The following is a 13,742-nucleotide window of genomic DNA, read 5'->3' as shown; positions in this document are numbered from 1 at the left end:
GCAGAGGCGGTGAGCGGACACGCCTGCTCGCCGTCCTTTGTGCCTCTCACACAATTTTCCTACAAGTTTTGCTAAAAATACCCCGCGTGCCGTTAGTCGCCACCCCCTGCCATGCATTAAAGTAGGCGCCCCAGGCTGTCGTTTGTTACATGACGCACAGGCTCATCTCTCCAGGAACCGTCATCGATGGAACATCGTGAAGCGCTGCTCGCGCTGCGAACCTTTCTTTCTACGCAGATTCTCGGCCAGGAAAAACTCATCGATCGCCTGCTGATCGCCCTGCTCGCCGACGGCCATATGCTGGTGGAAGGCGCGCCGGGCCTGGCCAAGACCAAGGCGATCAAAGAGCTGGCCGAAGGCATCGAAGCGCAGTTCCATCGTATCCAGTTCACCCCCGACCTGTTGCCCGCCGACATCACCGGCACCGAGATCTATCGCCCGGAAACCGGCAGTTTCGTGTTCCAGCAAGGGCCGATCTTCCACAACCTGGTGCTGGCGGACGAGATCAACCGCGCCCCGGCCAAGGTGCAATCGGCGCTGTTGGAGGCCATGGCCGAGCGCCAGGTCAGCGTCGGGCGCAGTACCTACGACCTGTCCCCGCTGTTTCTGGTGATGGCCACGCAAAACCCCATCGAGCAGGAAGGCACCTACCCGCTGCCCGAGGCCCAGCTCGACCGTTTCCTGATGCACGTCAAGATCGGCTTCCCCGACGCGGCCGTCGAACGGCGCATCCTGCAACAGGCCCGTGGCGAAGCCCTCAACGGCGAAACCAAGCCCGAGCGCCGCGTCAGCCAGCAGGCGATCTTTGCCGCGCGCAAGGAAATCCTCGGCCTGTACATGGCCGATGCGGTGGAGGAATACCTGGTGCAACTGGTCATGGCCACGCGCACCCCGGCCAAGTTCGACCCGGAAATGGCCGAATGGATCGCCTACGGCGCCAGCCCCCGTGGCTCCATCGCCCTGGATCGCTGCGCGCGCGCCCATGCCTGGCTGGCCGGTCGCGACTTTGTCAGCCCGGAAGACATCCAGGCGGTGCTGTTCGACGTGCTGCGCCATCGCATCATCCTGTCGTTCGAAGCCGAAGCGGCCGGGATTGACCAGGACCGTGTGGTGCAACGCATTCTCGACGTCGTTGCCGTCGCTTGAAGTCGATGAACGCAAGCGATGGGGTGCGCGTCACGCTCAGCGAGCTGATCGAGATGCGCCACCGTGTGCGCGAAGTGCAGCTGTTTTCCACGCCAAGCCAGCGCAGCCCGCTGATCGGCCTGCACCACTCCAAGCTGCGCGGGCGCGGTGTGGACTTCGACCAGGTGCGCGTGTACCAGGCCGGCGACGACGTGCGCACCATCGACTGGCGCGTCACCGCGCGCACCCAGGAGCCGCACACCAAGCTGTTCCACGAAGAACGCGAACGGCCGATTTTCATCATGGTGGAGCAAAGTTGCCGGCTGTTTTTCGGCTCGGGGCAGATGTTCAAGTCGGTGCTCGCCGCTCAAGCCGCCAGCCTGATCGGCTGGGCCGCGTTGGGGCATAACGACCGCGTCGGCGGGCTGGTGTTTGGCGACAACGAGCACTACGAAATCAAGCCGCGCCGCAGCAAGCAAAGCCTGCTGCAATTGCTCAACCGCCTGGTGCGCGTCAACCAGAGCCTGGACACCGAAAGCCGCCCGGAGGCCGACGCCCTGGGCATGGCCCTGCGCCGTGGCCGCGAAGTGCTGCGTCCCGGCAGCCTGGTAATCGTGATCTGCGACGAACGTGCCCTCACCGAGGGCGCCGAGCAGCAATTGAGCCTGCTGTCACGCCATTGCGACTTGCTGCTGTTGCCGATCTCCGACCCGCTGGACCACGCCCTCCCCGCCGCCGGGCTGCTGCGTTTTGCGCAACGCGGGGCGCAATTGGAACTGGATACGCTGAACTTCGATTTGCGCCAGGCCTACAAGGCCCAGGCCGAAGCGCGCATCGCCCGTTGGGAACTGCTCGCGCAGAAACTGCGGATCCTGCTGATGCCCCTGAGCACCCAGAGCGAAATGGTCGAACAACTGCGCGAATACCTCAACCCGCAACGCCCGGTTAAAAAGCAATGAGCAGCCTCGACCAACTGCAACCGCTGATCGCCCCGCCGCCCATCGGCTTCTGGCCACCCGCGCCGGGCTGGTGGCTGTTGCTGCTGGTAATCCCACTGCTGGGTTGGGGGTTGTGGTCGCTGCGCCGCTTCTTGCCGACTCGACGCCCCCTGGCCCGTGCCGAACAGCCGCTGGACCCGCTGCGCATCGCCGCCCTGGCGGAATTGGCGCTGATGCCCAAACCCTACGATGGCGCGCCCGCCGGTGCCTGGCTGCAACAGCTCAATGGCCTGCTCAAGCGCCTGTGCCGCAACGACTATCCCTATAGCCAGAGCCATACCCTCAACGGCCGCAAATGGCTGGCATTCCTCGACAACCGTTGCCCGGCCGCCGGCCTCACGCGCTGGATGGTGCTGGTGGAGGGTGCCTACAAACCCGAATGCAAACTCGACGACAAGGCCATCGCCGGCCTGACCCAAGCGGTCGACACCTGGATTCGCAAACATGTTTGAGTTCGCCTGGCCGTGGATCTTCGTCCTGTTGCCCTTGCCCTGGGTGATGCGGTTCATCCTGCCGGCGGCCGACAGCGGCGAGCCCGCCCTTAAAGTCAGCTACCTCGGCGATCTCGAAAGCCTGGCCCGCCGCCGTGCGCGGGTGAACCTGCCGGGCTGGCGCCAACAGGCGCCCTTCGTGGTGCTGTGGCTGCTGCTGCTGAGTGCCGCTGCGCGCCCGGAATGGCTGGGCGAGCCACTGCCGATTGCCGCCAGCGGCCGCGATTTGCTGGTGGCGGTGGACGTGTCCGGCTCCATGGACTTTCCCGACATGCACTGGCAGGACGAAGACGTCAGCCGCCTGAACCTGGTCAAGCACCTGCTCGGCGACTTCCTTGAAGGCCGCGAAGGCGACCGCGTGGGCCTGATCCTGTTCGGCAGCCAGGCCTACCTCCAGGCACCGCTGACCTTTGACCGCCGCACCGTGCGCACCTGGCTGGATGAGGCGCGCATCGGCATCGCCGGCAAGAACACCGCCATTGGCGATGCCATAGGCCTGGCGCTGAAACGCCTGCGTCAGCGGCCTGCGCAAAGCCGCGTGCTGATCCTGGTCACCGATGGCGCCAACAACGCCGGGCAGATCGCGCCCCTGATCGCCGCGCGCCTGGCGGCCGAAGAAGGGGTGAAGATCTACCCCATCGGCATCGGCGCCGACCCTGAGCAAACCGGTTCCCTGGGCATCCTTGGCGTCAACCCGAGCCTGGACCTCGACGAGCCGGCACTCAGGGCGATTGCCGAGGCCACCGGCGGCCAATACTTCCGTGCCCGCGATGGCCAGGAGCTGGAAGCGATCAAGCAGACACTGGACAAGCTCGAGCCCGTCGAACAGCAACCGACCCAGGCACGCCCGGCGCAGGCGCTGTACAGCGGACCGCTGGCCCTGGCGCTGATCCTGAGCATGTTGCTGGTGATCCACGAACGCTGGCCAAACAACGCCCTGCAACGCGGGTTCAACAAACTGTCGAGCAAGGGAATCTTCCTGCAACAGCATCCGCAATGGCGCCAGCGCCTTAAACGCCTGCGTCTACGGAGGCGTCGATGATCGCCCTGTGGCCGCATTGGTTCCGTCCCTGGTGGCTGTTGCTGCTGCCGCTGCTCGGCTGGTTGCTGTGGCAACTGTGGCATCGGCAAAAGCGCGCCGGGCGCTGGCAGATGATCCTGCCGCCGGCCTTTCACGCCGTACTGCTCAGCGGTGGCAGCGGGCGCGAAAGCAAATCGCCGTGGGTGTTGCTGGGCCTCGCCTGGCTGTTGGCGGTGCTGGCGTTGCTGGGTCCCAGCTGGCAACGGGTTGAACAAACCAGCCAGAAACCCTCCGACCCGTTGGTGGTGCTGCTCGAACTGACCCCGGAAATGCTCGCCACCGACAGCCCGCCCAACCGCCTCGAACAGGCACGGCGCAAGCTCTATGACTTGTTGCAGGCGCGCAGCGATGCGCAAACCGCCATCGTCGTGTATGCCGGCAGCGCCCACACCCTGGTGCCGCTGTCGGACGACCTGGCCACCAGCCGCAACCTGCTCGACGCCCTGCGCCCCTCGATCATGCCGGAGTCCGGCCACCGCGCCGACCTGGCGGTGGAGAAAGCCCTGGACCTGCTCAAGCATGGCGGCCTGGGCCAGGGTCGCCTGCTGCTGGTCGGCTCATCGCTGTCCAAACAGGAACGCCAGGGCATTCGCCTGCTGCTGCAGGGCAACCAGGCGCCGAGCCTGTCGATCCTGGGCATCGGCAGCCGTGAGGGTACGCCGGTGACCCAGGAAAGCGGCGAATTCCTCAAGGACGAACAAGGCGCGATCCTGGTACCGCGCCTCGACAGCCCGACACTCAAGGCCTTCGCCAACGAAATGGGCGGCCGCTACCGGGCCGCACGCCTGGACGATAAAGACCTGCGCCAGCTCGGCGTGCTGGACCCGCCCCAAGCCCTGCGCAACGACGGCCAGTTACTGCACCTCGACACCTGGGCCGACCAGGGATACTGGCTGCTGCTGCCGCTGTTGCTGCTGGCCGCCTGCGCCGGGCGGCGCGGCTGGTTGTTCTTTTTACCGCTGCTGCTGTTGGGCGCGCCACAACCCAGCTATGCCTTTGAATTCCAGGATTTGTGGCTGCGGCCAGACCAGCAAGGCCAATACCTGCTCAAGCAGAAACGCCCCGCCGAGGCCGCAGAGCACTTCCAGGATCCGCAGTGGCAAGGCGTCGCCCTGTACGCGGCCGGCAACTATGCCGAGGCCATCAAGCGGTTTGCCGAGGGCAATGACGCCTATTCCCACTACAATCGCGGCAACGCCCTGGCCAGGTCCGGTGAACTCGAAGCGGCCATCGACGCCTACGAACAAGCCCTGGAAGCCCAGCCCGACCTGCAACCGGCACTGAAAAACAAGGCCCTGGTAGAAGCCCTGATCCAGGAACAGACAGAACCCGAGCCGCAAACGCAGGCAAAAAACGAGGATGACGAAACCACCCAACCCGGCCAAACTGCGCAACCGGGCGCCACTGGGCAAAATGCCACAGGTGGCGAGCAGTCGTCCCAGGGCCAGGGCGAAGCCGGCACCGGCGATACCCAGGCCGGCACCCCGCCGCCAGCCGCTGGCAACGACGTGCCGGGCAGCGAGTTGGGCGATGAGCACACCACCACCCCGCCGCTGCTTGCTGCCGACGCCAACCTCGACGGTGAACACCGCCAGGCCCTGGAACAATGGCTGCAGGAGATCCCGGACAATCCCGGCGAACTGCTGCGACGCAAATTCTGGTACGAACAGCAACAGCATCAGGACAAGACTCGATGAGCCGCCGCACCACCCTTCTGCTTCTGCTCGCGTTGTCGGCAGGCCACGCCCAGGCGGCCAGCCTGGTCGCCAGCGTCGACCGCAACCGTCTCAATTCCGGGGAAACGGTGGAACTGACGGTGGAATCCAGCGATGTCACCCAGTTCGGCAAGCCCGACCTGTCGCCCCTGGATGCGCAATTCGAAGTCAGTGGCACGCGCCAGCTCAACCAACTCACGACGTTGGGTGGCGATAACCATGCGACCACCCGCTGGATCATTACCCTGCTGCCCAAACAGAACGGCACGGTGGTGATTCCGCCGCTGCAAGTGGGTGAGTACACGACCCAGCCGATCAGCCTGCAAGTGCTGGAAACCACCAGCCAGGACACCAACGCCGAGCTGGCCCCGGTGTTTGTCGAAGCCAACCTCGACCAGACCAGCGTGTACGTCCAGGCCCAGGCACTGTTGACCGTGCGCGTGTACCACTCGGTGTCGCTGTATGACGACAGCAGCTTGACGCCGTTGCAGATCCCCGATGCCCGTGTCGAACAGTTGGGCGAGTCGCGCACCTATGAAAAGGTCATCAACAGCATCCGCCATGGCGTGATCGAAACCCGCTACGCGATCTACCCGCAGCACAGCGGCACCCTGGAGATTCCCGCGCAGACATTCAGCGCCACGCTGGTGGAGTCGCGTCCGCCCCAGGAAAACACACTGCAGGGCACCAAGCCCGGCAAGCTGATCCATGTGAGTTCGGCGGCGCTGCCACTGGCGGTCAAGCCCAAGCCCGCGCTGTACCCCGTCGATGCGCCCTGGTTGCCGGCTCGCAGCCTCACGCTCACCGAGAGCTGGAACCCGGAGCCGGAACATGTACAAGTCGGCGATTCCCTGACCCGCAGCCTGACCGTCAAGGCCGAAGGCCTGTCCAGCGCCCAACTGCCGGCCCTGCCCAGCACCGACATCAACGGCCTGCGCCGCTACCCTGACCAGCCGGTGCTCGGCAACCAGACCAGTGACCGTGGCCTGATCGGCAGTCGCGAAGACCGTGAGGCCCTGGTGCCCAACCGTGTCGGCGCCCTGGAACTGCCTGCCGTCGAGGTGGTGTGGTGGAACACCCACGAGGACCATCTGGAACGCACCAGCCTGCCGGCCCGCACCTTGCAAGTGGCCAACAACCCCAGCCTGGCGGTGGACACGCCGGCCATCCCGACCATCATCACCGCACCGGACGACAGCCGCCTGTGGCTGTGGCAACTCAGCACCCTGCTCCTGGCCTGCACCACCTTGCTGGGCTTCGGCCTGTGGTGGCGGGCCCGTCGGCAACCGGCGGTACTGCGCGCCGCGCAAACCGGCCCGAGCCCGCGCACCCTGCTCGACGACCTCAAGCGTGCCACCCAGGCCAACGACCCCCAGGCCACCCGCCAGGCACTGGATGCCTGGGCGCGGCAACAGCCGGAAACCCTGGCGGATATGGCGGCACGGTTTGTGCCGTTGTCGGATGCACTGGATGGGCTCAATGGCGCGCTGTACAGCGAGAGCGGTCAATACTGGCTGGGTGAAGAACTGTGGCGTGCGGTCAAGGCCATCCCCATGGCCGAGCGCGAGCAGGGCCCGGCGACGGACACCACCAGTTTGCCGCCGCTGTATCCCAAATAAGCCCTCCCAGATTTGACTTGTGCTGCCTGGGGGACCTGTATTGTTAAAGGCCAGCAATCCATAGTTCGTTAAAATTGCAGGACGTGCATTTGATCAGCAGCGCCAATAGCCTCGCCGACGGAGCGGCGGGCCGCATCCAGGGTGGACGCCCTCCTTTGAATATTCCCGCGTGGGGCGTGGAAACAATCAATCAAAGGACATCCACCGTCTAAAGGCGTTAAAGCAGGCCTTGCTGATTGGCAGACAATGCCGATGAGCACTCCTGCATCGGCTCCTTATGTGGGTTTTCCGGACTCGAACCACATGACCATGGACCGCGCGTGATCAGCGCCAGCCTCAGCCAGTTTTGGATCGCGCTTTTCATTGGTCACACTTTCAAGCCAATCCCTGGGATTCATTGGTGCTTCCTTTGGCTCGCTTTTTTTTTCCGGCGACTGATGATGTACGGGAGGTAAGGTGAACGAGTAAAGAAGGTGATCACCACCGGGATTAATTGCACTCATATTCAATTTATCCTTCAAACAGTTCATAGGTATCCCACCTTCAGGTGGGACCTGTTTTGAGTGCATGTTCATCAGCGGTCAGTTCCAAGCGCGCCTGGTAACAGGGTATTTACAGGTAAACTCTCCAGCTTTATCGCCCTGCTTTGTTTTCGGCGGCCATTCATCCTCTTTTCCTCTACGGAGTTCGCCTTGCGTCTGTTCCACACCTCCGACTGGCACCTGGGCCAAAACCTCCACGGCCAGGAACGCGACTTCGAACACGCCTGCTTCCTCGAGTGGCTGCTGCGCCAGATCGCGGCCCAGCAACCCGATGTGCTGTTGATCGCCGGCGATATCTTCGACACCGTCAACCCGCCGCTCAAGGCCCAGGAGCGTCTGTACGATTTCATCATCAGCGCCCACGAACAAAACCCCAAGCTGACCATTGTGATGATCGCCGGCAACCACGACTCCGGCTCGCGCATCGAACTGCCCGCGCCGTTGATGCGGCGCCTGCGCACCCATGCGCTCGGCCGCGTGCTGTGGCTGGATGACGGGCAGTTGGATGCCGAACGCCTGCTGATTCCCCTGCCGGATGCCAAGGGCAAGGTCGCCGCGTGGTGCCTGGCGCTGCCGTTCCTGCGCCCGGCCGAAGTCACCGGTGCACACCTGGGTGATGACTACCTGCAGGGTATCGGCCAGGTACATGAATGGCTGATCGCCGCCGCCAACGCCAAACGCAAAAAAGGCCAGGCGCTGATTGCCATCAGCCATGCGCACATGGCCGGTGGTTCGGTGTCGGAAGACTCCGAGCGCAGCCTGATCATCGGCAACGCCGAGGCGCTGCCGGCCACACTGTTCGACAAGAGTGTGGGCTATGTGGCCCTCGGCCATTTGCACAAGCCGCAAAAGGTCAATGGCGAAGAGCGCATTCGCTACAGCGGCTCACCGATTCCACTGTCGTTTTCCGAAATCGGCTACAAGCACCAGATTCTCGATGTGACGTTCCAGGGCCAATGCCTGGTGAGCGTCGAACCGCTGCTGATTCCCCGCTCGGTCGACCTGCAACGCCTGGAAGCCGCGCCGCTGGCAGATATTCTTAAACAGCTGGCAGAGCTGCCCGATATCGACCTGCTCGCCGAAACCCAGCGCCATCCCTGGCTGGAAGTGCGCGTACTTCTGGACGAGCCCCAGCCCGACCTGCGCCAGCAGATCGAAACCGCCCTACAAGGCAAGGCCGTGCGCCTGGTGCGTATCGCCGCCGAGTACGCGGGTAAACGTGGCAGTGATGCCCATGACGAAGAGCGCTTTATCGAACTCGATCAACTCTCGCCGCAAGAGCTGTTCAGCCGTGCCTGGCAGGACAGCTACGGCAGTGAAGTGGATGAACAGACCTTGAAGGATTTCGCCGTGCTGCTCCAGGAAGTGCAACAGGCAGGTGAACAGCCATGAAGATTCTTGCCATCCGCCTGAAAAACCTCGCCTCCCTGGCCGGGCCGTTCGAGATCGACTTTACTGCCGAGCCCCTGGCCAGTGCCGGGCTGTTCGCGATTACCGGGCCGACCGGCGCCGGTAAAAGCACCCTGCTCGATGCCCTGTGCCTGGCGCTGTTTGGCGCCGTGCCACGCCTGGGCGATACCGGCCAGGCCAAGATGCCGGATGCCGACAGCGATATTTCCATCGGCGATCCACGCACCCTGATCCGGCGTGGCACCGGTGGCGGCTACGCCGAAGTGGACTTTGTCGGTGTCAGCGGCCGTCGCTACCGGGCGCGCTGGGAAGCCAATCGCGCCCGCGACAAGGCCAGCGGCAAATTGCAGAACAGTCGGCAGAGCCTGATCGACCTGGACAGCGACCAACTGCTGGCCAGCCAGAAGACCGAATACAAAACCCAGCTGGAACTGGCCCTGGGCCTGAACTTCGAGCAGTTCACCCGCGCGGTGTTGCTGGCGCAAAGCGAGTTCAGCGCCTTCCTCAAGGCCAACGACAATGAGCGCAGCGAACTGCTGGAAAAGCTCACCGACACCGCGCTGTACACCCAGCTCGGCCGCCGCGCATTCGACAAGGCCAAGGAGGCCAAGGATACGCACAAACACCTGCAGGACCAGGCTACCGGCGTAGTGCCCCTGGCCCCTGAAGCGCGCGCCGAACTGGACCAGCAATTCGACGCGGCCCAGCAGCAGCTCAAGACCCAGCAGGCGCAGCTCAAGCAGTTGGAGTTGCAGCACACCTGGCTCAAGGAACTGCGCGAATGGCAGGACCGCCAGCGCAGTGCCACCGAGCAGCTCCAGCGCGTACAGGCCGATTGGGACAGCCAGGATGCACAGCGCCAAGACCTGAGCCGCCTGGACCAATTGGCGCCGCAGCGGCATCAGTTTGCGCGCCAGGCCGAACTCGACACCTTGCTCACACCGCTGGCTACGCAGATTCAGGCGCACATCGAGCAACAGGCCGAATTGCATACCCGCCAGGCGCAGGCCCAACAGCAGCAGGCATCCGCCCAGGCGGCACTGGCCGAAGCGCTCAAGGCCCAGGGCGATGCGGTGCCGTTGCTGCGCCAGGCCTTTGAAGCACAAAACACCCTTGCCCACCTGACCAGAGACCTGGCCAAGCGCAACGAGGAAAAACAGCAACACGAAGCCGCCTGTGCCGAAGGCCAGACGCTGCTCAAGGGTTTGCAGGACAAACACGCCCACGTTGCCGAGCGCTTGCAACGCCTGGCCGCCGAACTTGAACGCAGCAGCGCCCTCGCCCCGCTCAGCGATGCCTGGAACGCCTACCGCGATCGCTTGCAACAGTTGATGCTGATCGGAAATCGCCTGAAAAAAGGCCAGGCCGAACTGCCACAACTTGAACAGCGTGCTACCAGCGCCGCAGAAAAATTTGCCCAGCAACGCGAAGCCCTCGACCTGCTGTATCAAGAAGCCGGCGCCGAACCCCATGCCGTGGCCGAACAGGTGCAACTGCTGGCCAGCCTGTTGCAGGACAATCGCAAGCAGCAGCGCGCCTTCGAAGACCTGTCACGCCTGTGGGACAGCCAGCAGCAACTGGAGCAGCAAGCCGTTGCCCTCACGCAAAAGCTCGCCGATGCCGCCCAGCAACGCGACCAACTGAACCAGACCGGCCTGCAAACCAAGGCCGAGCTGGCCGTGGCTGAACAGACCCTGACGGTGACCAAGCAACTCTTGGAGCGCCAGCGCCTGGCCCGCAGCGCCAGCGTCGAGGAATTGCGCGAACAATTGCAGGACGGCCAGCCCTGCCCGGTGTGCGGCAGCCATGAACACCCGTACCACCAGCCCGAAGCCCTGCTGCAGAGCCTCGGGCGCCACGACGACAACGAAGAGGCCACGGCGCAGAAAGCGGTCGATACCCTCAAGGAAAAACTCACCGAACTGCGCGGTGAAGTCGGCGGCCTGATCGCCCAGCAGAAAGAATTCCTGCAACAACAGGAACACCTGGTCACCCAACAGCAGGCGCTCCAGCCCAGCCTGGACGCACACCCACTGGCGGCCTCGCTGTTCAATCAGGACGCAGCCAAACGCAGCCATTGGTTGGCCCAGCAACTCAGCCAACTGACCCAAAGCATCACCCAGGACGAACAGCGCCAGGCCGCCCTGCTCAACCTGCAGCAAAACGCCGGGCGCTTGCAGCAACACCTGCAAGCCGCTCAGGACAGTAGCCAGCAGACCCGCCAATTAATGCTGGATCAACAGCGCGAGCTGTCCAACGACCGCGAGCGCCTCGACGAAGAACTCAACGCCTTCGCCAACCTGCTCCCCGCCGACACCCTGGAAGGCTTGCGCAGCGACCCGGCCGCGACCTTTATGCAGTTGGACCAGCAGGTCAGCCAACGCCTTGAACAACTGGGCCATCAGAAGGATGAGTTGGCCGAGCAGCAGGAACGCCAGCAGGCCATCGAGAAAGAGCACACGCACCAGCAGCATCGCCAACAGCAGCTCGAGGCCCTGAACCAGCAATTTACCGAGTTGGCCGCGCAGCGACAGGCCGCCCAGGAAAAACTCGGGGCCTTGCTGGGCGAGCACGCCAGCGCCGAACACTGGCAACAACAACTGGAACAGGCCGTGGTGCAGGCACGCCAGAGCGAGACGGACGCCAACCAGCAGTTGCAGGACATCTGCAACCAACTGATCCAGCTGGCCGCCGACCTCAAGGCCCGGCAGGAGCGCCGGCAATCCCTTGAAGCCGAGCAGCAGGCCCTCCAGACCCGCACCCACGAATGGCGCGCCCTGCACCCAGAGCTGGATGACGAGGGCCTGGCGCGTCTGCTGGCGTTCGATGACACACACATCGCCACGCTGCGCGAGCATCTGCACAGCAGCGAAAAAGCCGTCGAGCAAGCCAAGGTATTGCTGCAGGAACGCGAACAACGCCTCGCCGAACACCAGGCCCTGCACAACGGCAACCTGGACGCCGAACAACTCGACGGCGCCCTGGCTGCGCTCAATCAACACTTGGCCGACGGCGAAAAACACTGCGCCGACCTGCGCGCGCGCCAGTCCGAAGACCAGCGTCGCCAGGACGCCAACAGTGCCCTGGCCGAACAGATCGCCAAGGCCTATGACGAGTGGCAACGCTGGGCACGCCTGAACGCACTGATCGGCTCGGCCACCGGCGATACCTTCCGCAAGATTGCCCAGGCCTACAACCTCGACCTGCTGGTGCACCACGCCAACGTGCAACTGCGCCAACTGGTGCGCCGCTACCGTCTCAAGCGCGGCGGCAGCATGTTGGGCCTGCTGGTGATGGACACGGAAATGGGCGATGAACTGCGCTCGGTGCATTCGTTGTCCGGCGGCGAGACGTTCCTGGTGTCCCTGGCCTTGGCCCTGGGCCTGGCGTCGATGGCGTCCAGCACCTTGAAGATCGAATCGCTGTTTATCGACGAAGGCTTTGGCAGTCTCGACCCCGAGTCCCTGCAATTGGCCATGGACGCCCTCGACGGCTTGCAGGCCCAGGGGCGCAAGGTGGCGGTGATCTCCCACGTACAGGAAATGCACGAGCGCATTCCGGTGCAGATCCAGGTCAAGCGCCAGGGCAATGGCTTGAGCACCCTGGAGGTCAAGTGAGCGAGGCGCTGCTGTATTCGTTCCGGCGCTGCCCCTATGCGATGCGCGCACGCCTGGCGCTGCGCTACTCGGGGGTGGCGGTGCGGATTGTCGAGGTGAGCCTCAAGGCCAAGCCGGCGGAGATGCTGGCACTGTCGCCCAAGGGCACGGTGCCGGTGCTGGTGGTGGATGGCGTGGTGATCGACGAGAGCCTGGCGATCATGCAATGGGCCTTGGCCCGGCATGATCCGGATAACTGGTTATTGCAGGGGGATCCAGCGGTACTTGAGCTGATCGCCGAGAACGATTCAACCTTTAAACATCACTTGAATCGATACAAGTACCCCGAGCGCTATCCCGAGCAGCCGGTGGAACACTATCGAGCCGAAGGCGAGGTGTTCTTGCAGAAGCTCGAGGGGTTGCTGGCCCAGCGCGCCTATCTGCTGGCCGACCACCCTGGCCTGGCGGACATGGCGCTTGCGCCGTTTATACGGCAGTTTGCCCACGTGGACCGCGAATGGTTTGCCGGTACGCCGTACAAAGCGTTGCAACGCTGGTTGGAAGAATTCCTGCAATCGCCACTGTTTATCGGCGTGATGGCGAAGGCTTAGCCTTCGATCAGACTCAACAACCGCTCGCGAGCGATCTCCGGTTCGCCGTCCGTCAACTGCACGGATGACAGGATCGGGGTGGAATAAAGGGCGAGGATAAGTGCGGCGAGTCGAAGTGCCATGCTGTCGATTCCATGAAAGAGCGCGTCAATATTTAAGCGTCAATTTAAACACATGGCAATGCGCCATTACCTCATTTTTTTCTTCGACAGCTGCACAAACGCCAAACCACTCGAACGCGCGTTTACGTTCCAGTGGTTTGGCGTCTGCTTGTGTGCAGGGTCAATCAGCGCTCATTGCTGGGTCTTGTGATCCAGGGCGGCGTAGAAGTTGGCGCTTTGTTGCAGGTATTTCTGGGTGTAGGCGCTGGTGCTGGATTTTTTGCCGCTGACTTCCACGCTGGCAGCGGCAGGCAGGGCCACGGTGGCGGAAACGGCGGAGGCGGCGATGACGGAGAAGAGATTCAAGTTCATGTCGGTAACCCTTGTGTTCGTTCGGTTGGGTGGCCGGGGAAGGCCTTGGAACCCAACTTACGCCCGAGGGTTGAACCTTAG

At 63.6% G+C, this 13,742-nt stretch carries 12 protein-coding genes; 9 read left to right on the top strand and 3 right to left on the bottom strand.

Translation table 11 applies throughout. The features are described 5' to 3' along the window. The first annotated feature begins 186 nt into the window (after positions 1-186). From BFP99_RS22400 to BFP99_RS22375, 6 genes are read left to right on the top strand one after another with little or no spacing between them, the layout of a single operon-like run. Complete coding sequence (locus BFP99_RS22400; protein WP_003174327.1) at positions 187-1,146, top strand: AAA family ATPase; 960 nt, start codon at positions 187-189, stop codon at positions 1,144-1,146. 5 nt (positions 1,147-1,151) lie between these two features. Next, positions 1,152-2,084 carry a DUF58 domain-containing protein gene (locus tag BFP99_RS22395; RefSeq protein WP_027608569.1) on the top strand — a complete coding sequence of 311 codons (933 nt, stop codon included), beginning with the start codon at positions 1,152-1,154 and terminating at the stop codon, positions 2,082-2,084. Continuing rightward, the gene (locus tag BFP99_RS22390; RefSeq protein ID WP_065927988.1) at positions 2,081-2,575 is read left to right on the top strand and encodes a DUF4381 domain-containing protein; all 495 of its coding nucleotides are present in this window, start codon (positions 2,081-2,083) and stop codon (positions 2,573-2,575) included. The genes BFP99_RS22395 and BFP99_RS22390 overlap by 4 nt, the downstream gene beginning before the upstream one ends. Further along, complete coding sequence (locus BFP99_RS22385; protein WP_065948229.1) at positions 2,568-3,656, top strand: vWA domain-containing protein; 1,089 nt, start codon at positions 2,568-2,570, stop codon at positions 3,654-3,656. The genes BFP99_RS22390 and BFP99_RS22385 overlap by 8 nt, the downstream gene beginning before the upstream one ends. Then, positions 3,653-5,392, top strand: coding sequence for a tetratricopeptide repeat protein (locus BFP99_RS22380; RefSeq protein WP_065927986.1), 1,740 nt, complete (start codon positions 3,653-3,655; stop codon positions 5,390-5,392). Before BFP99_RS22385 ends, BFP99_RS22380 begins: the two co-directional genes overlap by 4 nt. Then, complete coding sequence (locus tag BFP99_RS22375; RefSeq protein WP_065948228.1) at positions 5,389-7,029, top strand: BatD family protein; 1,641 nt, start codon at positions 5,389-5,391, stop codon at positions 7,027-7,029. The genes BFP99_RS22380 and BFP99_RS22375 overlap by 4 nt, the downstream gene beginning before the upstream one ends. A gap of 275 nt (positions 7,030-7,304) precedes the next feature. Here the strand turns inward: BFP99_RS22375 and BFP99_RS32985 are convergent, their stop codons facing one another. Then, positions 7,305-7,532 (bottom strand): hypothetical protein, encoded by a 228-nt coding sequence (locus BFP99_RS32985; RefSeq protein ID WP_141690808.1) that lies wholly within the window; start codon positions 7,530-7,532, stop codon positions 7,305-7,307. A gap of 189 nt (positions 7,533-7,721) precedes the next feature. Between BFP99_RS32985 and BFP99_RS22370 the strand changes: the two genes are divergently transcribed. Genes BFP99_RS22370 through BFP99_RS22360 form a run of 3 tightly spaced genes read left to right on the top strand, consistent with a single transcriptional unit; the run spans position 7,722 to position 13,188 of the window. Further along, positions 7,722-8,963: an exonuclease SbcCD subunit D C-terminal domain-containing protein gene (locus BFP99_RS22370; protein WP_065948227.1), complete on the top strand. Its 1,242-nt coding sequence runs from the start codon at positions 7,722-7,724 to the stop codon at positions 8,961-8,963. Continuing rightward, positions 8,960-12,598 (top strand): AAA family ATPase, encoded by a 3,639-nt coding sequence (locus BFP99_RS22365; protein ID WP_065927983.1) that lies wholly within the window; start codon positions 8,960-8,962, stop codon positions 12,596-12,598. The genes BFP99_RS22370 and BFP99_RS22365 overlap by 4 nt, the downstream gene beginning before the upstream one ends. Next, entirely contained in the window at positions 12,595-13,188 is a 594-nt protein-coding gene (locus tag BFP99_RS22360; RefSeq protein ID WP_065927982.1) for a glutathione S-transferase, read from the top strand. Before BFP99_RS22365 ends, BFP99_RS22360 begins: the two co-directional genes overlap by 4 nt. Here BFP99_RS22360 and BFP99_RS33750 read toward each other — a convergent pair. After that, positions 13,185-13,310, bottom strand: coding sequence for a hypothetical protein (locus tag BFP99_RS33750; RefSeq protein WP_256097795.1), 126 nt, complete (start codon positions 13,308-13,310; stop codon positions 13,185-13,187). The two genes, BFP99_RS22360 and BFP99_RS33750, sit on opposite strands and share 4 nt — an antisense overlap. Positions 13,311-13,481: 171 nt before the next feature. Continuing rightward, the gene (locus BFP99_RS22355) at positions 13,482-13,661 is read right to left on the bottom strand and encodes a hypothetical protein (RefSeq protein ID WP_027608577.1); all 180 of its coding nucleotides are present in this window, start codon (positions 13,659-13,661) and stop codon (positions 13,482-13,484) included. Positions 13,662-13,742 lie beyond the last annotated feature (81 nt).

The organism is Pseudomonas sp. 1 R 17, from assembly GCF_900067035.1.
Classification (GTDB): domain Bacteria; phylum Pseudomonadota; class Gammaproteobacteria; order Pseudomonadales; family Pseudomonadaceae; genus Aquipseudomonas; species Aquipseudomonas marginalis.
This window is presented reverse-complemented; position numbering and strand designations above follow the sequence as displayed.

Coding starts and splice junctions, on each gene's coding strand:
- BFP99_RS22400 (WP_003174327.1), top strand. CDS start 187: ATGGAACATCGTGAAGCGCTGCTCGCGCTGCGAACCTTTCTTTCTACG.
- BFP99_RS22395 (WP_027608569.1), top strand. CDS start 1,152: ATGAACGCAAGCGATGGGGTGCGCGTCACGCTCAGCGAGCTGATCGAG.
- BFP99_RS22390 (WP_065927988.1), top strand. CDS start 2,081: ATGAGCAGCCTCGACCAACTGCAACCGCTGATCGCCCCGCCGCCCATC.
- BFP99_RS22385 (WP_065948229.1), top strand. CDS start 2,568: ATGTTTGAGTTCGCCTGGCCGTGGATCTTCGTCCTGTTGCCCTTGCCC.
- BFP99_RS22380 (WP_065927986.1), top strand. CDS start 3,653: ATGATCGCCCTGTGGCCGCATTGGTTCCGTCCCTGGTGGCTGTTGCTG.
- BFP99_RS22375 (WP_065948228.1), top strand. CDS start 5,389: ATGAGCCGCCGCACCACCCTTCTGCTTCTGCTCGCGTTGTCGGCAGGC.
- BFP99_RS32985 (WP_141690808.1), bottom strand. CDS start 7,532: ATGAGTGCAATTAATCCCGGTGGTGATCACCTTCTTTACTCGTTCACC.
- BFP99_RS22365 (WP_065927983.1), top strand. CDS start 8,960: ATGAAGATTCTTGCCATCCGCCTGAAAAACCTCGCCTCCCTGGCCGGG.
- BFP99_RS33750 (WP_256097795.1), bottom strand. CDS start 13,310: ATGGCACTTCGACTCGCCGCACTTATCCTCGCCCTTTATTCCACCCCG.
- BFP99_RS22355 (WP_027608577.1), bottom strand. CDS start 13,661: ATGAACTTGAATCTCTTCTCCGTCATCGCCGCCTCCGCCGTTTCCGCC.